Raw genomic sequence first — 22,094 nt, 5'->3', positions numbered from 1 at the left:
TCATCGCGACTTGGTACGGAGTAAGTTACAGGAAAGTGGAGTAGGTTCGATGGTTTACTATCCGTTACCTTTGCACCTGCAACCTGTTTACAAATCGTTAGATTATCAGCAAGGTTCTTTTCCGATAGCAGAGCAAGCTGGCTGCGAGGTTTTGTCTTTGCCGATCTTCCCAGAAATCTCCAGGGATCAACAGGATCGAGTGGTTTACGGCCTCAAAGACTGTTTGAGCTCCCTCGCGGAATTTTTCGATTAAGTATTTGTACTTTCATGTACTATAGTTAAGAAAAAGAAATAAATTTTAGACTGGTCGCCGCTAGGGAGCGGGCAAAATTCTTGTTCGCAGACAACTGGGGATCAGTGGTCAGTTAACAGTTAACAGTTAACAGTTAACAGTTAACCATTACCCATTTCAGAATAACGAGAGGAAAATAACCGAGTGCGTCAGAATCAATTCACTCACGATAGACGCTACGATCCGCAAGCGATCGCTCAGTATTACCGCTCCCGCCCTTGGCAAGCGATTTGGCGAGCGCTAACGATTGTGTGGTCATTTGCGGGCTTTGTGCTGGGCATGATTTGGGACAGTTGGCAACATGAAGTCGCAGCACACCAGCCAGAACGAGCATCCCACCTGCGACAAATTCTTACCCGCTTGGGGCCAACTTTTATTAAAGTCGGTCAGGCACTTTCTACTCGGCCGGACTTAATTCGCAAGGACTTTCTGGAAGAACTGATCAAGCTTCAGGATCAATTGCCACCCTTTGATAGTGCGATCGCCTTTAGCATCATCAAAGCCGAACTCAAGCGCGACATAGACAGCATCTATAGCCAAATCTCGCCAGAACCAGTCGCCGCCGCTAGCCTCGGTCAGGTCTACCGAGCTCGTCTCATTAGCGGCGAAGAAGTAGCCGTGAAAGTACAGCGACCGAATTTGCAGCCAGTCATCGCCCTCGACCTTTATCTAATGCGATGGGCTGCGGGATGGCTGGCTCCCTGGTTGCCCCTGAATCTTGGTCACGACCTCACCTTAATTGTTGATGAATTTGGCATCAAATTATTTGAGGAAATTGACTACATTAACGAAGGGCGAAATGCTGAAAAATTTGCCGCCAACTTTGTCGATGACCCCACCGTTAAAGTGCCAAGTATTTATTGGCGCTACACCAGCAATTCCGTTCTGACATTGGAGTGGATTGAAGGCATCAAACTAACAGATACTCAGCGCATTAAATCCGCAGGTTTAGACACCGATGCTTTAATAGAAATCGGAGTCCGAAGCGGTTTACGACAACTATTAGAACACGGATTTTTTCATGCTGACCCCCATCCGGGAAATCTGTTTGCCCTCGCCGATGGCAGAATGGCTTACATTGATTTTGGGATGATGGATCAGCTAGAAGAACCAACAAAGGAAACTTTAGTTGATTCCGTAGTTCACCTAATTAATAAAGACTACCTTAACTTAGCCACAGATTTTGTCAAACTAGGATTTCTGACTCCAGATACAGATATTCACCCGATTATCCCGGCAATGGAAGCTGTGTTAGGAGACATCATCGGTGAAAGTGTTGGTAATTTTAACTTCAAGACAATTACCGACAGTTTCTCGGAATTGATGTATGATTATCCCTTCCGAGTTCCTGCAAAGTTTGCCTTAATTATTCGCTCTCTCGTCACCGAAGAAGGCTTGGCACTAACGCTCAATCCTAATTTTAGGATAGTTGAGGTAGCTTATCCTTATGTCGCGCGGCGTTTGTTAAATGGGGAATCGCCAGCACTGCGCCGCCGCCTAATTGAGGTATTATTCAAAGACGGCAAATTTCAGTGGGGCAGGTTGGAAAATATGATTGCGATTGCACGTTCCGATCAAAATTTCGACCTCTTCCCAACAGCACAATTAGGTCTGCAATACCTGCTCTCAAATGAAGGCGCTTTCCTGCGTCGTCAAGTAGTGCTAGCTTTAATCGAAGACGATCGGCTCCATACTCAAGAAGTTAGCCGCTTGTGGGATTTAGTTAAAGAAGACCTCAAACCTGGTCGCCTGTTCAATGCTGCCTTGGGCGCTTTAGCAGAATTTTCTACAGAAGGAGCCGCAGCTCTAACTCGATTTTAAATTTGCTAATAGTTAACTGTTAACTGTTAACTGTTAACTATTAGCCATTAGCCATTACCAAAAGGAATTATTTCGTGTATAACTTTCCCGAACCGCCTATATTTTTAATGTTCGCTGGTCTGCTAGCAGGTATAGCCTCTGGAACAGCATTTGAAGCCGTTCTCAAACAAGCCGTACAGAACTGGTCGAAAAACCGTTCTACAAGTACCCTAGCGAATATACGAAGCACACAATTGGTGATTCCTTTTTTAGGAATGATTGGCGGAGTTGGAATCTTTCTATCTTCTGGTTTAGAAATTTTTGGTTTTCCTAAAACGCTCTCTTACTCTGTATCAATACCTCTGACGATATTAACTGCGTGGCTAGTTTGGTTTCAGTTAGGTAAAGTTTTGAATCAGCTAGAAAAAGGAGGATCTCAATCATTAGATTTAGATTCTTGGAGCTAATTAGTATTAGGAAAAACGTAACGCCCCATCTTCGTAGCGACTTTACTGCCAAAATAGCGGCGTTACGGATAGTTTTTCTTCCCCTTCTTCCCTCTTCCTTCTTCCCTCTTCCTTCTTCCTTCAGCACTATTCAAAGCTAATGGCTAATTGTATCGTTACAGGCGCGGCGGGTTTTATCGGTTCTCACTTAGTAGAAACCCTGTTAAATCAAGGTAAAAATGTGATCGGTGTCGATCAATTTAACGATTACTATGATTCAGCATTGAAGCGCAAAAATATTTCTAACTTTGAAAATAATCCAGCCTTTAAAATGGAGGAAGGCGATATTCTTGCTTTGAATTGGTCATCACTCTTAGAGGAAACTGAGGTAATTTACCATCAAGCGGCCCAAGCAGGTGTCCGCGCCAGTTGGGGTGAAGGTTTCCGTGCTTATACTGAGCGCAATATCAACGCTACCCAAGTCTTATTAGAAGCAGCAAAAGATGCACCAAACTTGAACAGATTTGTGTATGCTTCTTCTTCTTCTATTTATGGAAATGCTGAATCTTTTCCTACCTCTGAAACTGCTTGTCCTCAGCCAGTTTCTCCCTATGGAATTACTAAGTTAAGCGGTGAACGTTTGTGTTTTCTTTATTATAAAAACTTTGGCGTACCAGCAACAGCACTGCGTTACTTTACTGTTTATGGCCCTCGCCAGCGTCCTGATATGGCTTTTCACAAATTTTTCAAAGCTATTTTGCTTGACGAAGCGATTACAATTTATGGCGACGGACAACAAACCCGCGATTTTACTTTTGTCAGCGATTGCATAGCTGCTAATTTAGCCGCTGCAAATGTACCGGAATCTGTCGGCGAAGTATTCAATATTGGAGGTGGAAGTCGGGTAGTTTTAGCAGAAATAATTAAGACAATGGAAAAGATTGTTGGTCGTCCAATTCGTATAAGTTTTATTGAGTCAGCGATGGGAGATGCGCGACACACTAGCGCCGATGTATCGAAAGCTGAGCAAATTTTAGGATATCAACCGCAGGTTTCTTTAGTAGAGGGATTGACAAAAGAGTGGCAGTGGATTCAGTCTTTATATGCTTAAAAATTCTGGAGTTTAAATTTAAAATTGTTAAATTTTTGAATTACCCAAGCTTTGATATTTCTTTGTAACCGAACTAGGAAACTTGGGGGAGCTAGTTGGGGGCGTTTTTCCGGTGATTTTAAATAGCGATAGTGCAAAAATACATCGCGGTAAGGAATATCGACATCTTCACCTGCACAAAGTTGAGCAAACTTGGAAGCAGATATACTCATGTAGTGAAGATAGGTAAGACGGCGACCGCGATCGTATAGAATGCCATCTATTACCTCAAATTGAGAAGACCAATGACTTCCCGTTACTTCTTCTGGCTGGTGATAAGCAAAGTTATAAAAAGAGATACCACTACGGGCCACTAAATAGTTAAATAAAGGTTGATCTGTTCCCCGTAACGACATAACTTCTGCTTCACCCGCCTTTAATTTAAGCAATAAATTGCTTGAATTATCCCGATTTAAAACTCCCTTTTTAGACGCAAACCAACCTGCACAGAAAATTTGTGATTCTAGTTTTTGAATAGTAAAAATTTTAGGGAGTATTTCAGATGACAAATCAAAGACATAATTTAGATCGGATTTATATTGAAAATCATTTGCTACCCAGTCGCACTCATCAAGTTTTTGATAGATATAATTAATATCGCCCATTAAAAGAGTATCGGCATCGAAATAGATAAACTTTTCAAAAGGGCCATCAAAACAACAAAATTTGCGGTGCATTCCCAAACAGTGAACGGGTTTCCCCCCTTTTGAGCGCCAAATTTGTTGAGCTTTGTGATGAGAAGTCCAAGCTTGAGTTGCAAAGTTTTCCCAGAAACTAATTGAATCACTATTATCAAATAAGATGACATTGTTTCGAGAGGCAATTTCAGCCCGAACTTTGTCTAGTTTGTTGTCATAAGGAATGACGCAAACGGGAATATCTTTTGCTCCATTGACTTCTAAGCTGTTTAATAAGGCAACTAAATGGTCATAAACAACATCATTAGCAAGAGTATAAATGCCGTTATTCATAAATCTTTATCAGTTATAAATTTGATTCACCGTAAGGCCTCCCAGAGGGCGGCGTTACGAAAAATTTAAGAGGAGAAACGGCGGAATAGCCTTTGTATTAAAGGAGATTTTTCTTCATGTAGGTAACGGTAATGTTTCCATAATTTCCAATAAGGGCTACCTGCTTTTATGGGAATGCCGGCCCAATGGAGATATTTTAACCGTTTGCCTTTGTCATAAAGGATATAATCTTTTTCTTGAAAGTGTTTAGAACCCGCCCAACTTCCTGGCTCTTCTTCGGTAGTTTTTACAAGATTACAGCGTTTAGAAATTAGCTTGAGAATCAGGTAATTTAATATAGGCTGGTCGGTGACATTTTGGGTAAAATCAAAATACTCTTTATGCTGCGAACATTCCTTTAAAATATCATACATTTGCTGTTCTGTAATAGTTCCTTTGCGAGAACCCCAAAATCCGCTATTAAAAACATCTTGCAGTTCTTCATTAGTGAAAATATTTTGTTCTTTTACTAAGGGTGAAAAGATATTACGCAGTTTTTCACTAGCATGATGATAATCGCAGCAAAAAAAGTCTACTTCGGAGAGTTTATTTAAATTTGATGCTATGTCTTCAAAGACAATAATATCAGTATCGATATAAATAAACTCATCAAGAGGGCCAAACCAGGCGGCAAGTTTCCGCATTTTATTGGGAAGTGCTAAAAAGTTGCGGTCAAATATTTCGGCAATTTTTAGGGTAAATTGCTCGATAAATTCCAGATTAGGGAAAAGTTGAACACCGTGTAAAGTGCTTAGTGTGGCTGCTATTTTTTGATATTCTGCGTTAAAAGGTATTAGGAATATCTGGACTTCGGGATTATAGCAGCGGATGCTATTGAGAAGGGCGATCGCATTTTCCATTACTCTGTCATTTCCCACAATATAAATGCCACGAGTCATATATTTTCTCAATGAGTTAAGCGTAATTTTCCCAATATCTTTTTAAATAAACTTGGTGGTGGATTAGGGGAATAGAGCTTTGGTGGTTCAGTAAAAATAGGGCGCTTTTCTGGTTCTCTAAGATAGCGGTAATGTAGAAAAATATCGCGATAGGGAAACTCAAAATTTTCCCCCGCACACACTTTTTCAACTACCTGCGGCGGTACGCCAATATAATGAATGTAAGTCAATCGATTTTTATTGTCATACAAAATGCGATCTTGCTCTTGAAAATGCGGCGATGAAACAGTACATCCGGTTTTTTCGGCGGTAAGGCTATAAGCAAAATTATAGCTAGAAATCTGACTTTTCATCACCATATAATTTAGCAATGGCTGTTCACCTGCACCCGAATATAAAATTTCTTTCTCTCCTGCTTTCAGTTGAGTTAAAAGCCACTCGATCGTAGCGCGATCGAAAATTCCTTGCTTGCTTCCATAAAATCCCGAACAAAATATTTCTGAATCTATGCGCTTTTGATCAAAGACTTTTAAGAGTTTAGGAGACTGAAGATTATAAACTTTACTGGGGTCAAGAAATTGAAAATCATAGACAACCCAATCATGGCAATCGAGTTTATTAAAAACAGCCTCTAGGGAGTTCATTACTAGAGTATCCGCGTCCATGTAGACAAACTTTTCAAAGGGGCCGTCGAAAGCACAAAAGCGCCGATGAGCTCCATAAAGCCTGAATTTCTTGCTATTTAAACGTTCAGGTGCAGCCTCCTGCATAAATTCATCCCATCGCTGAATAGATGCGTAGTTATCGTAGAGAAAAACGTTAGAACGCTTAGCTATTTCTGCACTAATCCTAGTAGTTCGATCGTCAAAAGGATAAACGCAAACGGGAGTATTTGCACCTAAGATAACTTCAATACTATTGAGCAGAGCAACCAATTGATCGTAAACTGTATCGTTAGCTAGCGTACAAATACCATTCATAAGTATTTAGAAATTAGTGACAAAATTAGACAGCCAATTGAGCAGATTTAATTCATGAAGAATGATTTGTCTCGCTTCTGCGATCGCCTCTTTTGCTGCATACCAATAATTCGGCGTAGCAACAACTTCTTTAATAAATTCTACACCTTTATCATCCAGACTAGGCAGCCGCAGAAAACATCCTGGTGGTAACAATTTATCCGCCGCAGAACTGCCATAATAAATTGGCAAACACCATGCTAAAAGAGAATCCCAAAGTTTTTCGCTAACATACCAGTCGTTATCAGCATAATTCTCAATTGCCAAATTGTAATAGTAGGGAGCCATCGCGTGCCATTTATTGTTGACGGAGCCATTACTATTAGCAAAACTTGGTAAATTGCGACCGTAAAGGTCAAAATTTAACTTTTGGTCTTGAAGCATTTTAATAAAGTCTAACCGACGGCGGTGGTTTGTTGTACGGCTAATGCCTGAAGTAATCCAAGAACAGAGTTTCGTTTTTGCTGGGGGCGGCATTTCATTTAATTCTCTAAAGGAATTTGGATGATACCATATCGCCGGCATATAACCTGGTGTAGGAGCAAAATCATCAGGGCCCGAAACATAACCGCAATAGTTTTTGGCTTGTTCATAGTTAGCTTTTGTAATATGAACAATTTCTTCTAAGGGTGGTTCGCGAATTAAGTAAATAATGCGTTCTTTGGGCACTCCCCGCAATGTTGTTTCTATGTTAGGTTCAGGAGGCTGCTTTCGCTGCCGTAATTGTTGTAACCATGACGTTTTTTTTACTTGCTTGGGGAAATCAAATTGATACATTAATAAAAAGTCTGGCTGTGGGGAATTAGCTAGCATTTGAATATTACCCCACTTGCCGAAATTCTGAGGAGTTTGTTGCCACAACCAGTCACTCTGATTTAAACCGGGGTAACTGGCAATCATGCCGATATTTTTTTGATTCATCGTCTTATTTTATCTTAAAGTACCTGTTCTTAAAATATCTGTAACACCACCTTGGCTTACGTGCCATAACTACCCAGAGGGGGGTGTTACGTTAGTGGGCACATAGAATCTTCTACATAGCTTAAAATTTTAGTAATTCTATTTTCCCATGAAAACTGGCGGACAAAATCTATAGTTTCTGGATAGCCGTCTATCCTCTTTGGATAAATTTCTAAAGTTTTTTTTATACTTTGTGCAAACCGTACAGGGTTATCCGGTTCGCACCAAGTAGCAATTATATTCGCGGACTTAAATTCCATCAAAGACGGTATTTCAGTTGCTAAAATGGGAGTTCCCGATGCCATATAATCAAAGAATTTTAAGGGGGAAGTAAAGGTTGCCGCCTCTGTCAAACAATGAGGATGAGCTAAAATATCTGCTGCTTGTAACAAGCTAGCAAGCTGATTTTGAGGGAGGTAGCCAAGAAAAGTAGTATTATTAACTTGCTTTTCTCTAGCTAGTTGCTGATAGGCTGTTACTTGAGATTGATTGCCGCCTGCGATCGCAAACAGAATTTCCGGTAATTTCTGAGCAACATCTATTAGCATATCTACACCTTTAAAGGGGTAAAGTCCTCCTGCATAAACAACTAAATGCTGACTTCCACTTACTAGCAACTGTTCGCGCCATGCCTTAGCTGCTTCTGGGTTTCTTACCAAAAATAAATGATTAAAACCATTGTGCAGTCTGATTACCTTTTCAGGTGGCATTCCATATTCAATCATACTATATCTGACTGTATTAGCAACAGTTACAGCAATTTGAAATAGAGGATTGTGGACGATCTCTGGTTCAAATTGCTTTGCCTCGTGATGGTGCTGTTCGTAGATGGCGGGAATTCCATTTTTTATGGCAGCTTTAACAAAGTTCCAGTCACGAGTATGCACTATTTTAGTATGCTTGCGTAGATGGAATGGTAAATAATATTTTGACACTATTGTGCTAGAGTTATTCCATTTTCCTCCAAAGCGATCTACGAACCAAGGCATCGGCAGAGGAGCTACTTTTAATTTTTCTTGAATATTATAAAGCTTTGTAAGTGCATCTTCCGGTTTTCTCGGCTGAAATGGAAGTAAAAAATTAACAGGATTAAAATTTTTTTTCCCAAGGTAAGTCAATACTGCTGAGTAACCGAGATTTGCAGCCGCATTAGCAGAATGTGCAACCTGCACTAAGCTAGCTATGTTAGCTTGAGGTAAGACATTTCTAGTAAAAAAAACATAGTATTGTGACATCTTATTTCCTACTTGCTCATCTGCCTTTTTACAGTGTTTTCCATAACTTCTAAGATTTTGAGAATATTAGTAGCCGAGTGAAATGATTCTTTGATTAATTCCTCTCGCTCTTCTTGAGAATCTACCAAGTCGTCCACAAGTAATTTCAGAAAACCAATCATGGGGTTAAGGCGAGTACGAACTTCATAAGAACTTCTAATTAAAGCTTCATCGCGAGCTGCTTCTTCGGCAAATTGCATATAGTAGAGACGAGCATAATAACCGCCTTTTCCTAAAAGTTGGTCGTGAGTACCAATTTCCACTACTCTGCCGCGATCGATCACAGCAATTTTATGAGCTTTTTGGACTGTCGAGAGGCGGTGAGCAATTACCAGAGTTGTGCGATCGCAACTCAACTTATCCAGAGCTTCTTGTACAGATCGCTCTGAAACGGTATCCAAAGCACTGGTTGCCTCATCTAAAATTAAAATCTCTGGATTTTGTAGCAAAGCCCTAGCAATTGAGATTCTTTGACGCTGACCTCCAGACAAGATCACGCCGCGATCGCCAATCTGCGTATCTAATCCTTGCGGTAACTGCTCAATAAACTCGTAAGCATTCGCTCGTTTAGCAGCTTCAATAATTTCATCTTCTGTCGCTTTTTCTCTGGCGTAAGCAATATTTTCCCGTACAGAAGCATTAAATAAAAACGTATCTTGACTAACAATTCCCATAGCTTTTCTCAAGCTTTTTATATTGAATTCTCGGATATCTTTACCATCTATTGTGATGCAGCCAGAAGTAGGATCGTAAAATCTAGGTAATAAATCCGCCAAAGTTGACTTACCAGAACCCGAACTTCCTACCAAAGCTAAAGTAGTACCGTGAGGGAGAAATAAATCAATTTCATTAAGAACTAAATGATCGTGGTTGGGATAAGCAAAAGATATTTTATTAAAATGAATTCCTGACTCTAAATGAGTGTAAAATATAGAACTATTGAGCATGAATGGTTTGTCGTTGCGGTCTAGAAAATCATTCACAACCTCTACGCTCGCTGAGGTATTGGCAAATTGACTGCGAGCGCTATTTAACTGCGAAATTAAAGGAATTAGTCTAAAAAGTACCAGAAGATAGGTGAGCAAAACAGTAGAAATAGATTCTATTTCGTTAACAAATATTTTGCGACCAATAAATAAAATAAAAATGACAACAATTAGATTAACAACTTCATTGATAGGAGAAATAGCAGCATAGTTTGCTTGGGCTTGGAAATCGGCAGTTTCTCGTTTCTGAATTAACTGCTTAATTCTTTCATACTCCTTTTCTTCATTCCCAGTGGCTTTAACTAATCGAATGCCACTCAAAGTTTCCAAGACTCTAATTGAATAATCTTTAGACATTTCTGAAAGCTGCTGTCCAAAGTATTTTGCTCTGGTAATCAGGAATTGATTTGCTAAGGCGACGAAAGATAGTAAAAATGTTGAAGTTAGCGTTAGTTTCCAAGAAATTGAAATTAGCAAGCCCACAAAAACCAAAAGAGTAATTGAAGTAGTAAACATTCCTATAGCTGTACCAACTGCACTAGCAGTGCGACCAACTTCCCCACCCAGGCGGTTAATCAGATCCCCCACTTTAGTTTTAGAGTAAAAATCTAAATCTACTTCTAGCAAAAGCCGCAAGCCTGCTTCTCGTAAGTCAAAAGCCAAAGAGCGCGTTAACGAAGTCGCCACTAAAGTATTAACATAAATAGCAATATTCTTAAAAACAATTGCCAAGACAATCGCTGCTGTCATCAATGCCAAACGATGGGATTGAGGCATTTCCTCAAAAGGATACATCAGCGTTTTAATTAGAGGTGGAGCGCCGCGTAGTTCAACTGCCTGATCCAACAAATTTAGAAGCACTGGTACAATCAAAGTAGTGCTTATACCATTGAAAAAAGCTCCTGAAAAGCCTAGCATCACAGTCAGCAAAATCCTACCGGGATATCGTTGGGCAAATTTTAGGAGTAGCTTATTTGCAGACATGGTGGGTTCTCAGCTAAACAGTACCAGACATCAAATTCTCCATAGATTACAGCAAGTTACCAGACTCCATCTAGCAACTTAAAAATTACCTGATTCGATCTGCAATTAGGTCGGAAAGTATAGATGCCATTGCCTGAATACTATATCTCTCTACACATCTTTGCCTAGCTTTCATTCCTTGAGAATTCGCAGATGCCTGATTCTTAAATATCCATTGAATTTTCTGGGAAATTTGAGATGGAGAACTAGGCTCAACCAAATAACCTGTAGCACCTAAAATTTCTGGAATATCTCCCACTCGTGTAGACAAAATTGGCTTAGCCATTGCCATGCCATCCGTCAACTTTAGTGGAAATTGGGCCACTGCTGTAGGAGTATCTCGCTGAGGAACGACTACAATATGAGCAGCCGCTATCACCCCAGGCATTACCTCGACAGGAAACTTTGGTAATTTAATAATCCAACGTCCCCATTGTTGCACAAGTCTATCGTCATAGTCATCATAAGGGCTGCCACCTACAATCACTAACTTTAAATCTGATTCATTTAACTCCTCCAGCGCCATTAAAACATCCTCAACGCCCTTGTGAGGTCGCGGTGCACCCGGAAACATCAAAATTCGATACCCGGAGAGACCATAACGCTCTCTACTTATTTCTGGATTATACTTAGCGGGATCGAACATTTCAGTATCTTTGCCATTGGGTAAATATATCCCACCAAAACGCTGTTGCAAAAACTTACTATTTACAGTGATCGCATCAGCACGAGCTATCAATTTTTCCATCCACTTGATATATAGTGGATGATCTAGCTGTTTCAACTGACCATTTTTCTTAAAAATATCTCGATACAATTGTTTGAGAGAAGGACTATACTCCCACCGATCTCCACCATACCAGCTCAGTTCCCAGTCATCAATATCTAAGATTACTGGACGGCGATCTTGCAGCTTTTTTAATAGAGATAAGCCAAAGCTAGCTGGCTTAGGTTTAACTGCGTAAATAATATCTCCATCTATTTTTTTTAAATGTTGTTTAATTGCTCCCAAAAACTCAGGATAGTTCTTTCCCGGTGCAGCATAGAGGGGAATATTCCTGGGAGGAGTAGCATAAAGTTCTTTGCCGAATTGAAATCCGACAACTTCTACCTCATAATTTAGTTCGATCAGAGCTTGAGCAAGGAGAAAGGCACGAAGTGCTTCTGCTCCCGACAAATCGCTCACGACTAATGACACTTTCACTCTTGTTATTTATGGGAAATTTGATTTATTTTCCCGCTTAATAGAGATTTTGTCAATATTGATAAATACCACAGTACTTTTATCTTATACGCCAAGGATTTTTTAGTTGATTGGGCAATAGAAATTTAGCGCCACGATCGAAAATTCTAGTAAAGAGCGATCGCGTCACATTTTTTGCATACTGAGGTCGGTAAGGATAGGTACAGTGTAGTACCTTAACTGGCTCATGAATACTGTACAATTCTTTCCACTTATCTAGATAATTATAACAGGGTGGCAAGATTTTCATCGTCGGTTTTACAGTTTCAATGGCAGCAGCAAAAGCACCTTGATCTTTTAACAATAACAGATGTTGATGGGCAATAACAAGCTGAAAATATTGGTGGAAATGCTGAAATAAAATCTCAACTTGGCTACTTTTTATAAACGCCATAAAACCGCCGTTGTATTGAATACTATTTTCTTGAAGCGGTAGTCCAATGGATTGTAGAGTCGGCAAAATTTCTTGCTTAACTCTCAACAAGTTTGAAGCTTTAGCAATCGAAGGTTGAACATCTTCTGTCACCAAAAAATCAACTTCATCTAAATCATCGAATACTTCATTTATTGGCGATAGCAGACAAATATCACAATCCATATATATCGTTTTTTCAAAAGGGGATTCTTGATATAAAAGCATCTTAGCTTCTCGCGAAGCCAAAACGGGATTTTCACTAGAGGGTGCTGGTTTCAAGATGACATTCCCAAAAGCCTTAAGCAAAGGATATAAAATCCAAGGGATTCTATCTACCAAAATGATAATTTTTTCTTGGTGAAACTTCCTCACAGAAGCCAAAAAATGAATGCAATCCTGAAAGGAGTAAAGACCTGTTAAAATAGTAATAAACCCTTTTTTTTCTAATTTCATAATTCCCGTTATTTACCTTTTTATTTTAACTTCTATGTAGTCAAGATTTTCAGCGCTTTATTTTAATCAAAAAAGTAGTTCAATATTTGATATAGTATTAATCAGTGCGTCCATTCCCAAAAACTCTCACTCCAATCATCTCGGTAATAGAAACTTCCTTTCCATTCATAAAAATGGACAAAATCATTTAAGTTAACTTCTTTATGGACATCTCTAATCATGTACAGTGGTTTATTGCCATAAAAAGAAGCCCACATAGTATAACTGCTCGGTGCCCCGATAATATAGTCGCACTTAGCTAAAGCATACATATCTTCAATTAAATGATTGTTGCCAAAAATATAGTTAAACTGCTCAAATAAACTGCTTTCTTGCTTTAGGTTAGAGCAGATTAAAAATTTGATGTTTTTACCTATAAATAGGTTTTGAACGGAGTTCATTACTTTGATATATTGCTCAGTTTGATAAAAGTATCTTCCTTTTTGGTGTTGAGCGTAATCACCCTGACGAATATGCACTCCGATGACAATATCAGAGTCAATTCTGATATTTGACATCAGACTATTTACATGATACTGATATTTGTCTAGGGGAGTAAAGTAGGCTCTAATTTGAGGAGCATAATCGTATAATTTTTTTGTGTCTTCTACAAACCATCCATCTCGAAACAACCAGCCTTTAAAACAAAATATAGATCTTTGCTTAAGTTCGTTTTTATCTTGATAATTATTCCAATTAAAAGGCTTTTCTCGGCTAATTTCTTTGACTTTCACAATTCCTTTTTCAGTTAAATAACGGGCGATAGTATAAAATTTACTACGAATAAACTTATTCCCTTTTATGGTAATAGCCAGAGGGGGATAGCAACATGAAAAATCCCTAGCACTACCTTGAAAGAAATCAGCATATTCTTCAAAAGCTGGATTAATAACCCTTAGATTATTCTCAATCGCAAAAGCAATAAAATTAGCAAAAAGTAGCAATCTATTACCCAGTTGCCCAGATTTTGCAGCAATTACTAGCATATTTGATTTTCTCCACTTTTAACTAATTTTATTTAATGCTAGCTATGACGCTGTTGATGCCACTGCCAAGCATGAGATACGATATTATCTAAATCTGGATATTCAGGAATCCAACCCAGAATCTGTCTAGCTTTCTCACTACTTCCAACTAAAATAGGCGGATCTCCGGGGCGGCGATCGCACTCTAAAGCTTTTATTTCTCGCCCCGTTATTTTTCGCGCCATTTCTATCACCTCTTTAACTGAAAATCCACCTCCATTACCTAAGTTAAAAAAGTCCGACTTCCCACCCTTTAATAAATATTCTAACCCTAAAATATGAGCAGATGCTAAGTCATTAACATGAATATAATCCCGAATACAAGTACCGTCAGGGGTATCATAATCCGTGCCGAAAATCGAGATAGAATCTCGCTTACCCAAAGCAGTTAGTAGCACTAAGGGGATGAGATGAGTTTCTGGGTTGTGATCCTCTCCTAACAACCCATTCGGATCGGCACCGGCAGCATTAAAGTAGCGAAAGCTAACAGATTTCAAGTTATAAGCTGCATCAAAATCTGATAATATGCGTTCTACCATTAACTTAGTAGCACCATAAGGATTGATGGGATTTTGGGGGTGATCTTCCGTTAGGGGAACCTTATTTGGCACGCCATAAGTCGCACAAGTAGAAGAAAATACAAATTTATTGACACCAGCAGCTAACATCGCTTCCAAAAGGGTGAGAGTTCCTACTACATTATTGCGGTAATATTTGGCAGGATCGGTGACAGATTCGCCTACATAGGCATAGGCGGAAAAGTGCATTACTGCTGTAATATTATGAGTGGCAAATAAACGATCTAAAAGGCTGCGATCGTTGGTATCTCCAACTATTAATTTTACCTGTAAAACTTTTTCGACTAACTCTTGATGCCCGTAAACTAAGTTGTCTAAAATTACTAAGTCATAACCTGCTAGTTTCAGTGCTAGAACGGCGTGAGAGCCAATATATCCAGCTCCACCTGTCACTAAAATAGTTCCCTTTTCTGTGTTCATTTTTGCCTCTGTTACTTTTGTGTTCTTATCTAATTTTCGGGGTGGAAACAGAACTTACGCATTAGTTATTTAAGGTTTATCTCCGGGCGATATAATTGCTGGAAATATGACTTTACTAAAAAATAGGAGCGTAAGTCATAGATAATTTTAAACTTTAGTCAACGAACTTGAGCCGACCGATTTGGATATAGTCAAATATGCGGTTAATTTGATGGCGTTGTTCTTCAGTGATTTTGTCATCAGAAAGTAGGGCCGAAGTCAGCAGGAGATGGTCTCGGCGACTGAGTTTACCTGATGAGGTGATTCGCTCTATCATGTGATAAATACCTAAGTTTGATCTGTTTTGAGGTGTTCGCAACATAGAGTCTTCTCTTTGAGCTAGCCCTTTGCAAAGGCTCTGAGCCAGAATTGGTTTAACCGCAGCAGGTTCATAAATTACCAGTATACAAGCACGCTCTGCTAGGATTTTCTATTATTCAGTTTTAGTTGTAGATCGGAGCATATTTTTAGTAAAATAAATAAAGTTGAACAAAGCTGAGGGGCAATTTTCATGGAGGTTTACAGGTTGCCGATACTGTCGGACAACTATATTTTTTTACTCCACGATCGCGATCGCAACATTGCAGCCGTAGTCGATCCGGGACTTGCACAGCCAGTATTGCAGCAACTTCAAGCACTTGGAACCCCATTAACAGCAATTTTCAACACTCACCACCATAACGACCACATAGGCGGTAACTCAGAACTGTTGCAACGCTTTCCCTACGCCAAAGTTTATGCCGGAATCAAAGACCGAGGCAGAATCCCTGGAGCCGAGGTATTTTTAGAAGATGGCGATCGCGTCAGTTTTGCCGCTCAAACTGCCCAAATCTTCTTCGTACCCGGACATACCAAAGCTCACATTGCCTATTATTTTCCCCCCAACCACCCCAAGGAGAACGGGGAATTATTCTGCGGCGACACCCTATTTGCTGGTGGCTGTGGTCGTGTCTCTGAAAGCACGCCAGACCAAATGCTAGCCTCCCTCAACAAACTGCGAGCTTTACCAGATAATACTAGAGTCTGGTGTGCCCACGAATACACCCTCAAAAATCTGCAATTTGCCCTGACAGTAGATCCCGATAACCCAGATTTACAGCATCGCTTCGCCAAAGTCAAGGCTGCCAGAAATCGCTCGGAGGCAACCATACCCTCGACGATCGCACTAGAGAAAAATACCAATCCATTTCTACGATGCGATCGCCCCAACCTCCAATCAGCCACCAACAGCAAAGATCCTACACTAACCTTTACCCGTCTACGGCGGATGAAAGATCAATTTTAATGTGCGATCGCTAACAGCAAGCAACCTCAAAAGCCCAACACAATTTTTATTTTTATATATTTTTCCCCCTGCTCCCCCTGCTCCCCCGCTCCCCCGCCCCTCCCCCGCTCCCCTGCTCCCCCGCTCCCCCGCTCCCCTGCTCCCCTGCTCCCCATCTCCCTCTTCCCTCAGCTACAAAAGACAATCGGAACTCAAAAATTCTAAATAACTGTTACTCAATTCTTTCACCGCCAACTCATAGAACTTTTGGCCATGTTCAGGTGTCGCCAAAGCGGGATCGGAACCCATGCGACCATCAGGATAGCGGCGGCGAAAGTCAGTTGCGCCGTAAATTTTGTGTCCAGAAGGAACATTTTCTGATAGCGGTGCTTGCTTAATTGCCTCTGGATAGAGATACTGAGTTAACGCCACTTCACTAGGTGTGGCATGGGAACCTTCGCGATCGCCATACAATTCCTTTGCTAACTTGTAAACAGAACTGCACATAAACCAATTGCCTACGGAACACTGCACTAAATCAGCATTCTTAATGTTCAAATCTGACAAATGAGCGTAAGTTTCAGAGAAAGCAGCCTTCATCGTCGCAATATTGCCACCGTGACCGTTAATAAAGAAAAACTTAGTAAAACCAGATTTTGCCAAACAAGTGATATAATCACGGATCACGAGCATCAGAGTGCTGGGTCGCAAACTAACCGAACCAGGGAAATCTGTATGGTGTAGGGCCATCCCGACATTAATTGTCGGCCCCACCATTGCTTTCACCTGTTCGCCAACACCCTTAGCGATCGCCTCCGCGCAAATCGCATCAGTTCCAATCAACCCCGTAGGCCCGTGCTGTTCCGTCGAACCAATCGGCAGAATCATACCCTGAGATTGCCCTAAATAGGTTTCCACTTCCGGCCATGTACTTAAATGCAGCAACATTATAAAAATTAAAGAAATCTTAATGTACAAACTTCATCTTAACGACCAATACCGCTTGTGAACTTACTACTTTACATCAAGCTCAACTTTAGAGTTTTACGTATTTTTACCAGTGGTATTACTTAACGTTAATAATTTAACCATTATATAACCAAATCTTTACCTCTTAATAATCTTTTACCTGTACTATTAAAGACATCCCCCTATTAATTCAGTACAACCTGGTTAACTCTTAAGTGGGTGATGTTTAATATAATCAACGCCAACCCCTAGAAACAACCAGGCATCAGATGCCTGTACACAGCCAGACAGCGCTGCTACTGCAACTGCTCAACACCTGAATTCGTTTTGTAAGGCTAGCGTTCCCATGCCTACCCTGTATAAGCAACTCAATCAAGTTGAGCGCCTGTTTGTTGGATGGAATGGCAGAGAACTGAAAGCAAGCGGTTCTGCGATCGCTTAAAGGCGATCGCTGTACTAAGAGCGCCTAAGCTACTGAAGAAGGCGGCTCCCAACAGCCACAAACAAACATAACTCTACCAATATTTATGTCTTCTGCTGAATTAAGCGAAAGTCCTTCAAGACCAGCTACAAAACAAACTGGTCGCATACTATTACTAGAAGGTGAAGAGCTGCTTAGGGAAATGCTGGCTTTAGCTTTAGAAGAGCAGGGCTACGACGTGCTTGTTACTAATGACGGGCGCAACGCACTTCCATCGGTGCAAAGTTCTTCTTTTCACCATCATGACGAATTTCCATTCAACCTGTTAATTATGGATTCAATTAACGGTTTGGATCTGTGTCGAATGTTACGACATCAAGGAAATCCAGTACCAATTTTAATCGTTGGTGCCAGAGGGAGTGCTAACAACTGCGCCTTTTACTTAGAAGCAGGAGCTGATGACTACTTAACAAAACCTTTTGGGATACGAGAATTTGTTGCCCGCTGTCGCGCCTTGATGCGTCGCCAGCGTTTAGGTCAACTACCCCATCCTGTAATGCTCCAATATAAGAGCATAACTCTTTATCCTGAAGAGTGCCGAGTCATTGTTCGCGGCGAAGAAGTGAAATTTTCTCCCAAACAGTTTCGGTTACTGGAACTATTTATGAGTTACCCTCGGCGAGTTTGGTCTCGCGATCAGTTGCTCGAACACATTTGGGGTCACGATTTTATTGGAGACAGCAAAACTGTTGACGTTCACATTCGCTGGCTGCGTGAGAAATTGGAAATAGAACCTAGCAAGCCAGAGTATATTATCACCGTGCGAGGATTCGGCTATAGATTTGGTTGAAGTAATCATAAGAGTAGTTCTGAGGCGGGCCCTACCCGCCTTACTTTTTTAGTAGAAATCAAGTAATGAATATTGTATGAATTAACTGTATGAATTAACTAGCAGATCTAGATAGTTTCCACATCCAAAACGCGATCGCCCCCAAAAACAATAGCCCCATCAAACCAGCCAGAGGATTGCGGTCAACACCCGTAATCCAATCAGGAACAGAGCCAGAATATCGTACCAATTGCCCCACATTAATAATATAATAGCTCCAGATTAAACCTGCATGAAAGCCCATCGGCAAACCGAGGCGATTTTGGTGCGATCGCTTCGCCCAAACCAAAATTAAACCCAACAACAACAAACCCGGAAACTGAGGCCAAGTCCGTAACATTTCCGACAGCGGCTTCAAAAAATGAGACAATCCAAATACCAGAGCATTAACCCAAAGCGACACCTTCAAACTATAGTCCCGCTGCAACTCATCCAATAGCCAACCTCGAAATACCAACTCCTCAGCAAAACCCACTCCCAAACCAGTTGCTAATCCCTCTAAAATCAATTTAATTCCCCTCTCGGACTCCTCCCACGTCAGCCAGCCCAAGAGTCCCTCAAAGCCAAATAAACTAAAGGTAAGCAAAGCACCAATTCCAAACCCTCCCAGCAAATCTAAGGCATTTTCCCTCGTTCGCACCAACCCATAGCTTTTGAGCAAATGAGGTCGTCGGTAAACCTTCTTTCCCCACCATTGCACCAGCAACATAAACTCCCCGAATAGTAACCCCATAGTCAGAATAGTTGCTAAGTTACTATCCTTAACCAGCAGATAAATCGGTGCGGCTAGCGGTAGCCAAATCGAGAGTAAGCTAATAAGAAAAATCCCCAATCTTAAATGGAGAGGGTAATCAGATATCTTAAGATAATTTGCCATTATATTATGCCCGGTTAAATACTTGTCATTGCGAGCAAAGCGAAGCAATCTCAAAACCTTGCGATTGCTTCGCTTCGCTCGCAATGACAGATATCCATTAGTCAATCATCAAAAATTTCTAGCCATTCGTAATTCGCGAACTAATTGCTGAAGGCTAACCCTCATCTTACTCATCTGGTTCAATTGTGCTGATCAGTCCGTGATTATTCAACGTTTCGCTGTAGAACTCAGCGTGCTCTTGAGCGCAGATAATCACCACTGCGAGTCCGTTAGTATGAGCTTCCATCATAATATTCACAGCCTGCGGCTGAGTCAGACTCGGTACCGTGTGCATCAAAGTTTGCACCACATACTCCATAGAGTTGAAGTCATCATTGTGAAGCAAAACCCGATAGCGCGGTGCAATTTTGCGGACTGTTGAACGCTTTTCAATAGTCTCGACAGACACGACTCTATCCCCTCCGTAAATTATCTAAATTCGTCAATTGCTCTAAACGGTGCGGGAGCATTTTACTTTAACATAGTTTAATCAACTATTAAAATCCCGACAAGGTATAGCAACCGCTTTCAGCGGTTAGGGGCTAGGGGCTAGGGGCTACGATGCTCAGGAAAGAAAGGGAAGAGGAGAACAGAGGAAGAGAGTTAATCGTTTGTGCCATGAGCGAGTGTCTTAACGGCCTTGGCGGTTGCTATAAGTGGGGGGACAAAATTAAATTTCAGGTAGGCGATCGCCTACAACCATTTATAGCTATGAGTTACAGGCGATTGGCGGCGATGGCTATGCCGGTCAAAGAGATTACCCACTCTATAAGAAAAGAGAGCACAACTGTACTGAATTTAGCAACAAACCGCTATATTAGGATGAAGAGAGTCCCTGCCTAATCTCTAGAATTTGCGATCGTGCCGTCTATGAAACGTAAACCGAAGTCTTCCACCGCTAGAACCGGCCCCGGCGAACCCTGGGATGAAATGGAATCTGAAATCCCCATATCCCGCAGTGGTGCGTCCCGGCGTTCAGCCACCGCTGGTAAATCTCTAATCAATTACGCATCTTTAGGGATTTTAGCAGCCATCTTTATTTTGGGAATTGGCATCGGTATTGCCTTTAGTTCTACCGCAACAATTAGCCCAGAGAACGTAGCTTCCCGCGAATTTATCGATCGCAGTGCCCCTAATGCTGAACTCTGCGTTCAGTATGGAGCTAGTGCGATGGTGACAGATATGCGGGTTTACGTAACCCTCAATCCCTTTAACGTCTATATCTCTCAGCCGGCGATGACACCAGGATGCGTCCTGCGAACAAATAACTGGGCGATTTTGGAGCAAAGAAGATTAATTACTCAAGACCAAGTACGTGATTGTAAAAACCGCATGAATACCTTTGGCTTCACAGGTACTCTGGAAGGCAAACCTGACATTAATTGCATCTATCAGAATAGCAGTGCCAAAAATCTATTCCTGAATCCACCTGGAGCCATTGATACTGGGCCTGATACTCAAAATTTCTAGTTAATTGTTAACGGTTAATTGTTAACTGTTAACTGTTAACTTTTAGTAACCACCAAGGTAATTATCCGTAACGCTGCTCTCTGGGCGGTTAGGATACAGCCTAGAAACCGCCTAAAAGCTGGCGTTACGTAGAGTTATCCAAAAATACAACTTAGTCTGTTCATCTTGGCGGTGGCGATCGCTAAAAACCTAACTTTTCCAAGACAGGGCGAGTCGAAACAACGTGGCGATCGAGTCCAAGTTTTTGAGGCTCCACCCCTAAAGCTAGAGCAACCAATTGGGGCAAATGTAACACTGGTAAACCTAGCTTGCGATCGATTACCTTCTCAACTTCCGGCTGACGCGAATCTAGATTGAGATGGCACAAAGGACAAGGCGTTACTATACAATCTGCACCTTTGTCAATAGCTTCTTCAATATGCGATCCCGCCATCTTAAAAGACTGCTCGGTAGCATAGCTCGAAAGCGGCCAACCACAGCACTGAGTCCGCCCTCGGTAATAAACGGGTGTCGCCCCAACCGCCCGGAACACATTTTCCATAGATTCCGGCCGAAACGGATCGTCATAAGGGTTGTTGGTTTGAGCTCGCAGCAGGTAGCAGCCATAAAATGCCGCGCAGTTTAAATTAGACAGCTTGCGAGTAACTCGATTTTGAATTTCCTCTAGGCCATAATCTGCCACTAAAGCCCACAGCAGATGTTTGACCTCTGTACTTCCTTTATAAGGAGAACAACCTTCTTTGGTCAGTAAAGCATTAATCTGACCAACATAAGCGGGGTCTGTTTGCTGAGATTCCTTCAATCGTTCATCTACATGACCGAGGACTCCTTGACAAGTGCTGCAATGTGTAAGCAAAGGCAAGTTAAGTTCTTCCGCTAAAGCAATATTGCGGGCATTGACAGTATCTTCCAGCAGTTGGGAATCTTCTTTAAAAGTGCCGGAACCGCAGCAAGAAGCCTTTTTGAGTTCTAACAGTTCAATCCCCAGAGCTTGAGTCAGCGCTTGGGTAGACTGGTAAAGTTCTCGGCACGCGCCTTGGGCCACGCAACCGGGAAAGTAAGCATATTTGAGAGTTGGGGATGGCATGGCGATC

General features: G+C 41.2%; 23 protein-coding genes. 8 read left to right on the top strand and 15 right to left on the bottom strand.

The genetic code is table 11. The annotated features are described in order from the left end of the window. From OSCI_RS22950 to OSCI_RS22935, 4 genes are all read left to right on the top strand, one after another. Positions 1-253: DegT/DnrJ/EryC1/StrS family aminotransferase (locus OSCI_RS22950; RefSeq protein ID WP_193387021.1), on the top strand; the 253-nt coding region annotated here is incomplete at its 5' end. Between the two features lie 183 nt (positions 254-436). After that, complete coding sequence (locus tag OSCI_RS22945; RefSeq protein ID WP_007357558.1) at positions 437-2,113, top strand: ABC1 kinase family protein; 1,677 nt, start codon at positions 437-439, stop codon at positions 2,111-2,113. A 74-nt stretch (positions 2,114-2,187) separates the two neighbouring features. After that, positions 2,188-2,559, top strand: a complete 372-nt coding sequence (locus tag OSCI_RS22940) for a hypothetical protein (protein ID WP_019486797.1) — start codon at positions 2,188-2,190, stop codon at positions 2,557-2,559. Between the two features lie 139 nt (positions 2,560-2,698). Further along, positions 2,699-3,649 carry an NAD-dependent epimerase/dehydratase family protein gene (locus OSCI_RS22935; protein ID WP_007357556.1) on the top strand — a complete coding sequence of 317 codons (951 nt, stop codon included), beginning with the start codon at positions 2,699-2,701 and terminating at the stop codon, positions 3,647-3,649. On the opposite strand, the gene OSCI_RS22930 is transcribed toward OSCI_RS22935, so the two are convergent. From OSCI_RS22930 to OSCI_RS22880, 11 genes are all read right to left on the bottom strand, one after another. Then, positions 3,646-4,659: an Npun_R2821/Npun_R2822 family protein gene (locus OSCI_RS22930; RefSeq protein ID WP_007357555.1), complete on the bottom strand. Its 1,014-nt coding sequence runs from the start codon at positions 4,657-4,659 to the stop codon at positions 3,646-3,648. The genes OSCI_RS22935 and OSCI_RS22930 overlap by 4 nt on opposite strands. 65 nt (positions 4,660-4,724) lie before the next feature. After that, complete coding sequence (locus OSCI_RS22925) at positions 4,725-5,597, bottom strand: Npun_R2821/Npun_R2822 family protein (RefSeq protein ID WP_007357554.1); 873 nt, start codon at positions 5,595-5,597, stop codon at positions 4,725-4,727. Between the two features lie 8 nt (positions 5,598-5,605). Beyond that, positions 5,606-6,577, bottom strand: a complete 972-nt coding sequence (locus tag OSCI_RS22920) for an Npun_R2821/Npun_R2822 family protein (protein WP_007357553.1) — start codon at positions 6,575-6,577, stop codon at positions 5,606-5,608. Positions 6,578-6,583: 6 nt separating this feature from the next. Then, on the bottom strand, positions 6,584-7,537 hold the full coding sequence (locus OSCI_RS22915) for a glycosyltransferase family 10 domain-containing protein (RefSeq protein ID WP_007357552.1): 954 nt from the start codon (positions 7,535-7,537) through the stop codon (positions 6,584-6,586). An 86-nt stretch (positions 7,538-7,623) separates the two neighbouring features. Continuing rightward, positions 7,624-8,811, bottom strand: a complete 1,188-nt coding sequence (locus tag OSCI_RS22910) for a glycosyltransferase family 4 protein (protein WP_007357551.1) — start codon at positions 8,809-8,811, stop codon at positions 7,624-7,626. An 8-nt stretch (positions 8,812-8,819) separates the two neighbouring features. After that, a complete protein-coding gene (locus OSCI_RS22905) occupies positions 8,820-10,820 on the bottom strand; it encodes an ABC transporter ATP-binding protein (RefSeq protein ID WP_007357550.1) in 2,001 nt (666 codons plus the stop codon). Positions 10,821-10,905: 85 nt separating this feature from the next. Continuing rightward, entirely contained in the window at positions 10,906-12,063 is a 1,158-nt protein-coding gene (locus OSCI_RS22900) for a glycosyltransferase family 4 protein (RefSeq protein WP_026103606.1), read from the bottom strand. A gap of 79 nt (positions 12,064-12,142) precedes the next feature. Further along, entirely contained in the window at positions 12,143-12,970 is an 828-nt protein-coding gene (locus OSCI_RS22895) for a hypothetical protein (protein WP_007357548.1), read from the bottom strand. Between the two features lie 101 nt (positions 12,971-13,071). Next, a complete protein-coding gene (locus OSCI_RS22890; protein WP_007357547.1) occupies positions 13,072-13,995 on the bottom strand; it encodes an alpha-1,2-fucosyltransferase in 924 nt (307 codons plus the stop codon). A 38-nt stretch (positions 13,996-14,033) separates the two neighbouring features. Next, positions 14,034-15,032 carry a UDP-glucose 4-epimerase GalE gene (galE, locus tag OSCI_RS22885; RefSeq protein ID WP_007357546.1) on the bottom strand — a complete coding sequence of 333 codons (999 nt, stop codon included), beginning with the start codon at positions 15,030-15,032 and terminating at the stop codon, positions 14,034-14,036. A 154-nt stretch (positions 15,033-15,186) separates the two neighbouring features. Further along, positions 15,187-15,393: a hypothetical protein gene (locus OSCI_RS22880; protein ID WP_007357545.1), complete on the bottom strand. Its 207-nt coding sequence runs from the start codon at positions 15,391-15,393 to the stop codon at positions 15,187-15,189. A 189-nt stretch (positions 15,394-15,582) separates the two neighbouring features. Between OSCI_RS22880 and gloB the strand changes: the two genes are divergently transcribed. Then, positions 15,583-16,356, top strand: coding sequence for a hydroxyacylglutathione hydrolase (gloB, locus tag OSCI_RS22875; RefSeq protein WP_007357544.1), 774 nt, complete (start codon positions 15,583-15,585; stop codon positions 16,354-16,356). Positions 16,357-16,527: 171 nt separating this feature from the next. On the opposite strand, the gene OSCI_RS22870 is transcribed toward gloB, so the two are convergent. After that, entirely contained in the window at positions 16,528-17,283 is a 756-nt protein-coding gene (locus OSCI_RS22870) for a creatininase family protein (RefSeq protein WP_007357543.1), read from the bottom strand. Between the two features lie 548 nt (positions 17,284-17,831). Between OSCI_RS22870 and OSCI_RS22865 the strand changes: the two genes are divergently transcribed. After that, positions 17,832-18,575 carry a winged helix-turn-helix domain-containing protein gene (locus tag OSCI_RS22865; RefSeq protein WP_007357542.1) on the top strand — a complete coding sequence of 248 codons (744 nt, stop codon included), beginning with the start codon at positions 17,832-17,834 and terminating at the stop codon, positions 18,573-18,575. Positions 18,576-18,669: 94 nt separating this feature from the next. Here the strand turns inward: OSCI_RS22865 and OSCI_RS22860 are convergent, their stop codons facing one another. Further along, positions 18,670-19,491, bottom strand: a complete 822-nt coding sequence (locus tag OSCI_RS22860) for a CPBP family intramembrane glutamic endopeptidase (protein WP_007357541.1) — start codon at positions 19,489-19,491, stop codon at positions 18,670-18,672. 166 nt (positions 19,492-19,657) lie between these two features. After that, positions 19,658-19,939, bottom strand: a complete 282-nt coding sequence (gene clpS / locus OSCI_RS22855; protein WP_007357540.1) for an ATP-dependent Clp protease adapter ClpS — start codon at positions 19,937-19,939, stop codon at positions 19,658-19,660. Between the two features lie 209 nt (positions 19,940-20,148). On the opposite strand from clpS, the gene OSCI_RS31730 reads away from it, so the two are divergent. Further along, positions 20,149-20,373, top strand: a complete 225-nt coding sequence (locus OSCI_RS31730; RefSeq protein WP_234708812.1) for a hypothetical protein — start codon at positions 20,149-20,151, stop codon at positions 20,371-20,373. A 27-nt stretch (positions 20,374-20,400) separates the two neighbouring features. Next, positions 20,401-21,000, top strand: coding sequence for a DUF3172 domain-containing protein (locus OSCI_RS22845; protein WP_007357539.1), 600 nt, complete (start codon positions 20,401-20,403; stop codon positions 20,998-21,000). Between the two features lie 181 nt (positions 21,001-21,181). Here OSCI_RS22845 and OSCI_RS22840 read toward each other — a convergent pair whose 3' ends face one another. After that, complete coding sequence (locus OSCI_RS22840) at positions 21,182-22,087, bottom strand: CoB--CoM heterodisulfide reductase iron-sulfur subunit B family protein (RefSeq protein WP_007357538.1); 906 nt, start codon at positions 22,085-22,087, stop codon at positions 21,182-21,184. Between the last annotated feature and the right edge of the window lie 7 nt (positions 22,088-22,094).

Origin of the sequence: Kamptonema sp. PCC 6506, assembly GCF_000180455.1 — a bacterium.
In the GTDB taxonomy this organism is placed as follows: domain Bacteria; phylum Cyanobacteriota; class Cyanobacteriia; order Cyanobacteriales; family Microcoleaceae; genus Kamptonema; species Kamptonema formosum.
Note: the sequence above shows the minus strand (reverse complement) of the source record. Positions and strands in the feature narration are given on the sequence as shown.

What these genes read in the sequence shown, in the direction of transcription:
- gloB (WP_007357544.1), top strand. Translation starts at nt 15,583, where the DNA reads ATGGAGGTTTACAGGTTGCCGATACTGTCGGACAACTATATTTTTTTA.
- OSCI_RS22845 (WP_007357539.1), top strand. Translation starts at nt 20,401, where the DNA reads ATGAAACGTAAACCGAAGTCTTCCACCGCTAGAACCGGCCCCGGCGAA.
- OSCI_RS22890 (WP_007357547.1), bottom strand. Translation starts at nt 13,995, where the DNA reads ATGCTAGTAATTGCTGCAAAATCTGGGCAACTGGGTAATAGATTGCTA.
- OSCI_RS22870 (WP_007357543.1), bottom strand. Translation starts at nt 17,283, where the DNA reads ATGTTGCTGCATTTAAGTACATGGCCGGAAGTGGAAACCTATTTAGGG.
- OSCI_RS22895 (WP_007357548.1), bottom strand. Translation starts at nt 12,970, where the DNA reads ATGAAATTAGAAAAAAAAGGGTTTATTACTATTTTAACAGGTCTTTAC.
- galE (WP_007357546.1), bottom strand. Translation starts at nt 15,032, where the DNA reads ATGAACACAGAAAAGGGAACTATTTTAGTGACAGGTGGAGCTGGATAT.
- OSCI_RS22925 (WP_007357554.1), bottom strand. Translation starts at nt 5,597, where the DNA reads ATGACTCGTGGCATTTATATTGTGGGAAATGACAGAGTAATGGAAAAT.
- OSCI_RS22910 (WP_007357551.1), bottom strand. Translation starts at nt 8,811, where the DNA reads ATGTCACAATACTATGTTTTTTTTACTAGAAATGTCTTACCTCAAGCT.
- OSCI_RS22840 (WP_007357538.1), bottom strand. Translation starts at nt 22,087, where the DNA reads ATGCCATCCCCAACTCTCAAATATGCTTACTTTCCCGGTTGCGTGGCC.
- OSCI_RS22930 (WP_007357555.1), bottom strand. Translation starts at nt 4,659, where the DNA reads ATGAATAACGGCATTTATACTCTTGCTAATGATGTTGTTTATGACCAT.
- OSCI_RS22865 (WP_007357542.1), top strand. Translation starts at nt 17,832, where the DNA reads ATGTCTTCTGCTGAATTAAGCGAAAGTCCTTCAAGACCAGCTACAAAA.
- OSCI_RS22915 (WP_007357552.1), bottom strand. Translation starts at nt 7,537, where the DNA reads ATGAATCAAAAAAATATCGGCATGATTGCCAGTTACCCCGGTTTAAAT.
- OSCI_RS22880 (WP_007357545.1), bottom strand. Translation starts at nt 15,393, where the DNA reads ATGTTGCGAACACCTCAAAACAGATCAAACTTAGGTATTTATCACATG.
- OSCI_RS22905 (WP_007357550.1), bottom strand. Translation starts at nt 10,820, where the DNA reads ATGTCTGCAAATAAGCTACTCCTAAAATTTGCCCAACGATATCCCGGT.
- OSCI_RS22920 (WP_007357553.1), bottom strand. Translation starts at nt 6,577, where the DNA reads ATGAATGGTATTTGTACGCTAGCTAACGATACAGTTTACGATCAATTG.
- OSCI_RS22935 (WP_007357556.1), top strand. Translation starts at nt 2,699, where the DNA reads ATGGCTAATTGTATCGTTACAGGCGCGGCGGGTTTTATCGGTTCTCAC.
- OSCI_RS31730 (WP_234708812.1), top strand. Translation starts at nt 20,149, where the DNA reads ATGAGCGAGTGTCTTAACGGCCTTGGCGGTTGCTATAAGTGGGGGGAC.
- OSCI_RS22860 (WP_007357541.1), bottom strand. Translation starts at nt 19,491, where the DNA reads ATGGCAAATTATCTTAAGATATCTGATTACCCTCTCCATTTAAGATTG.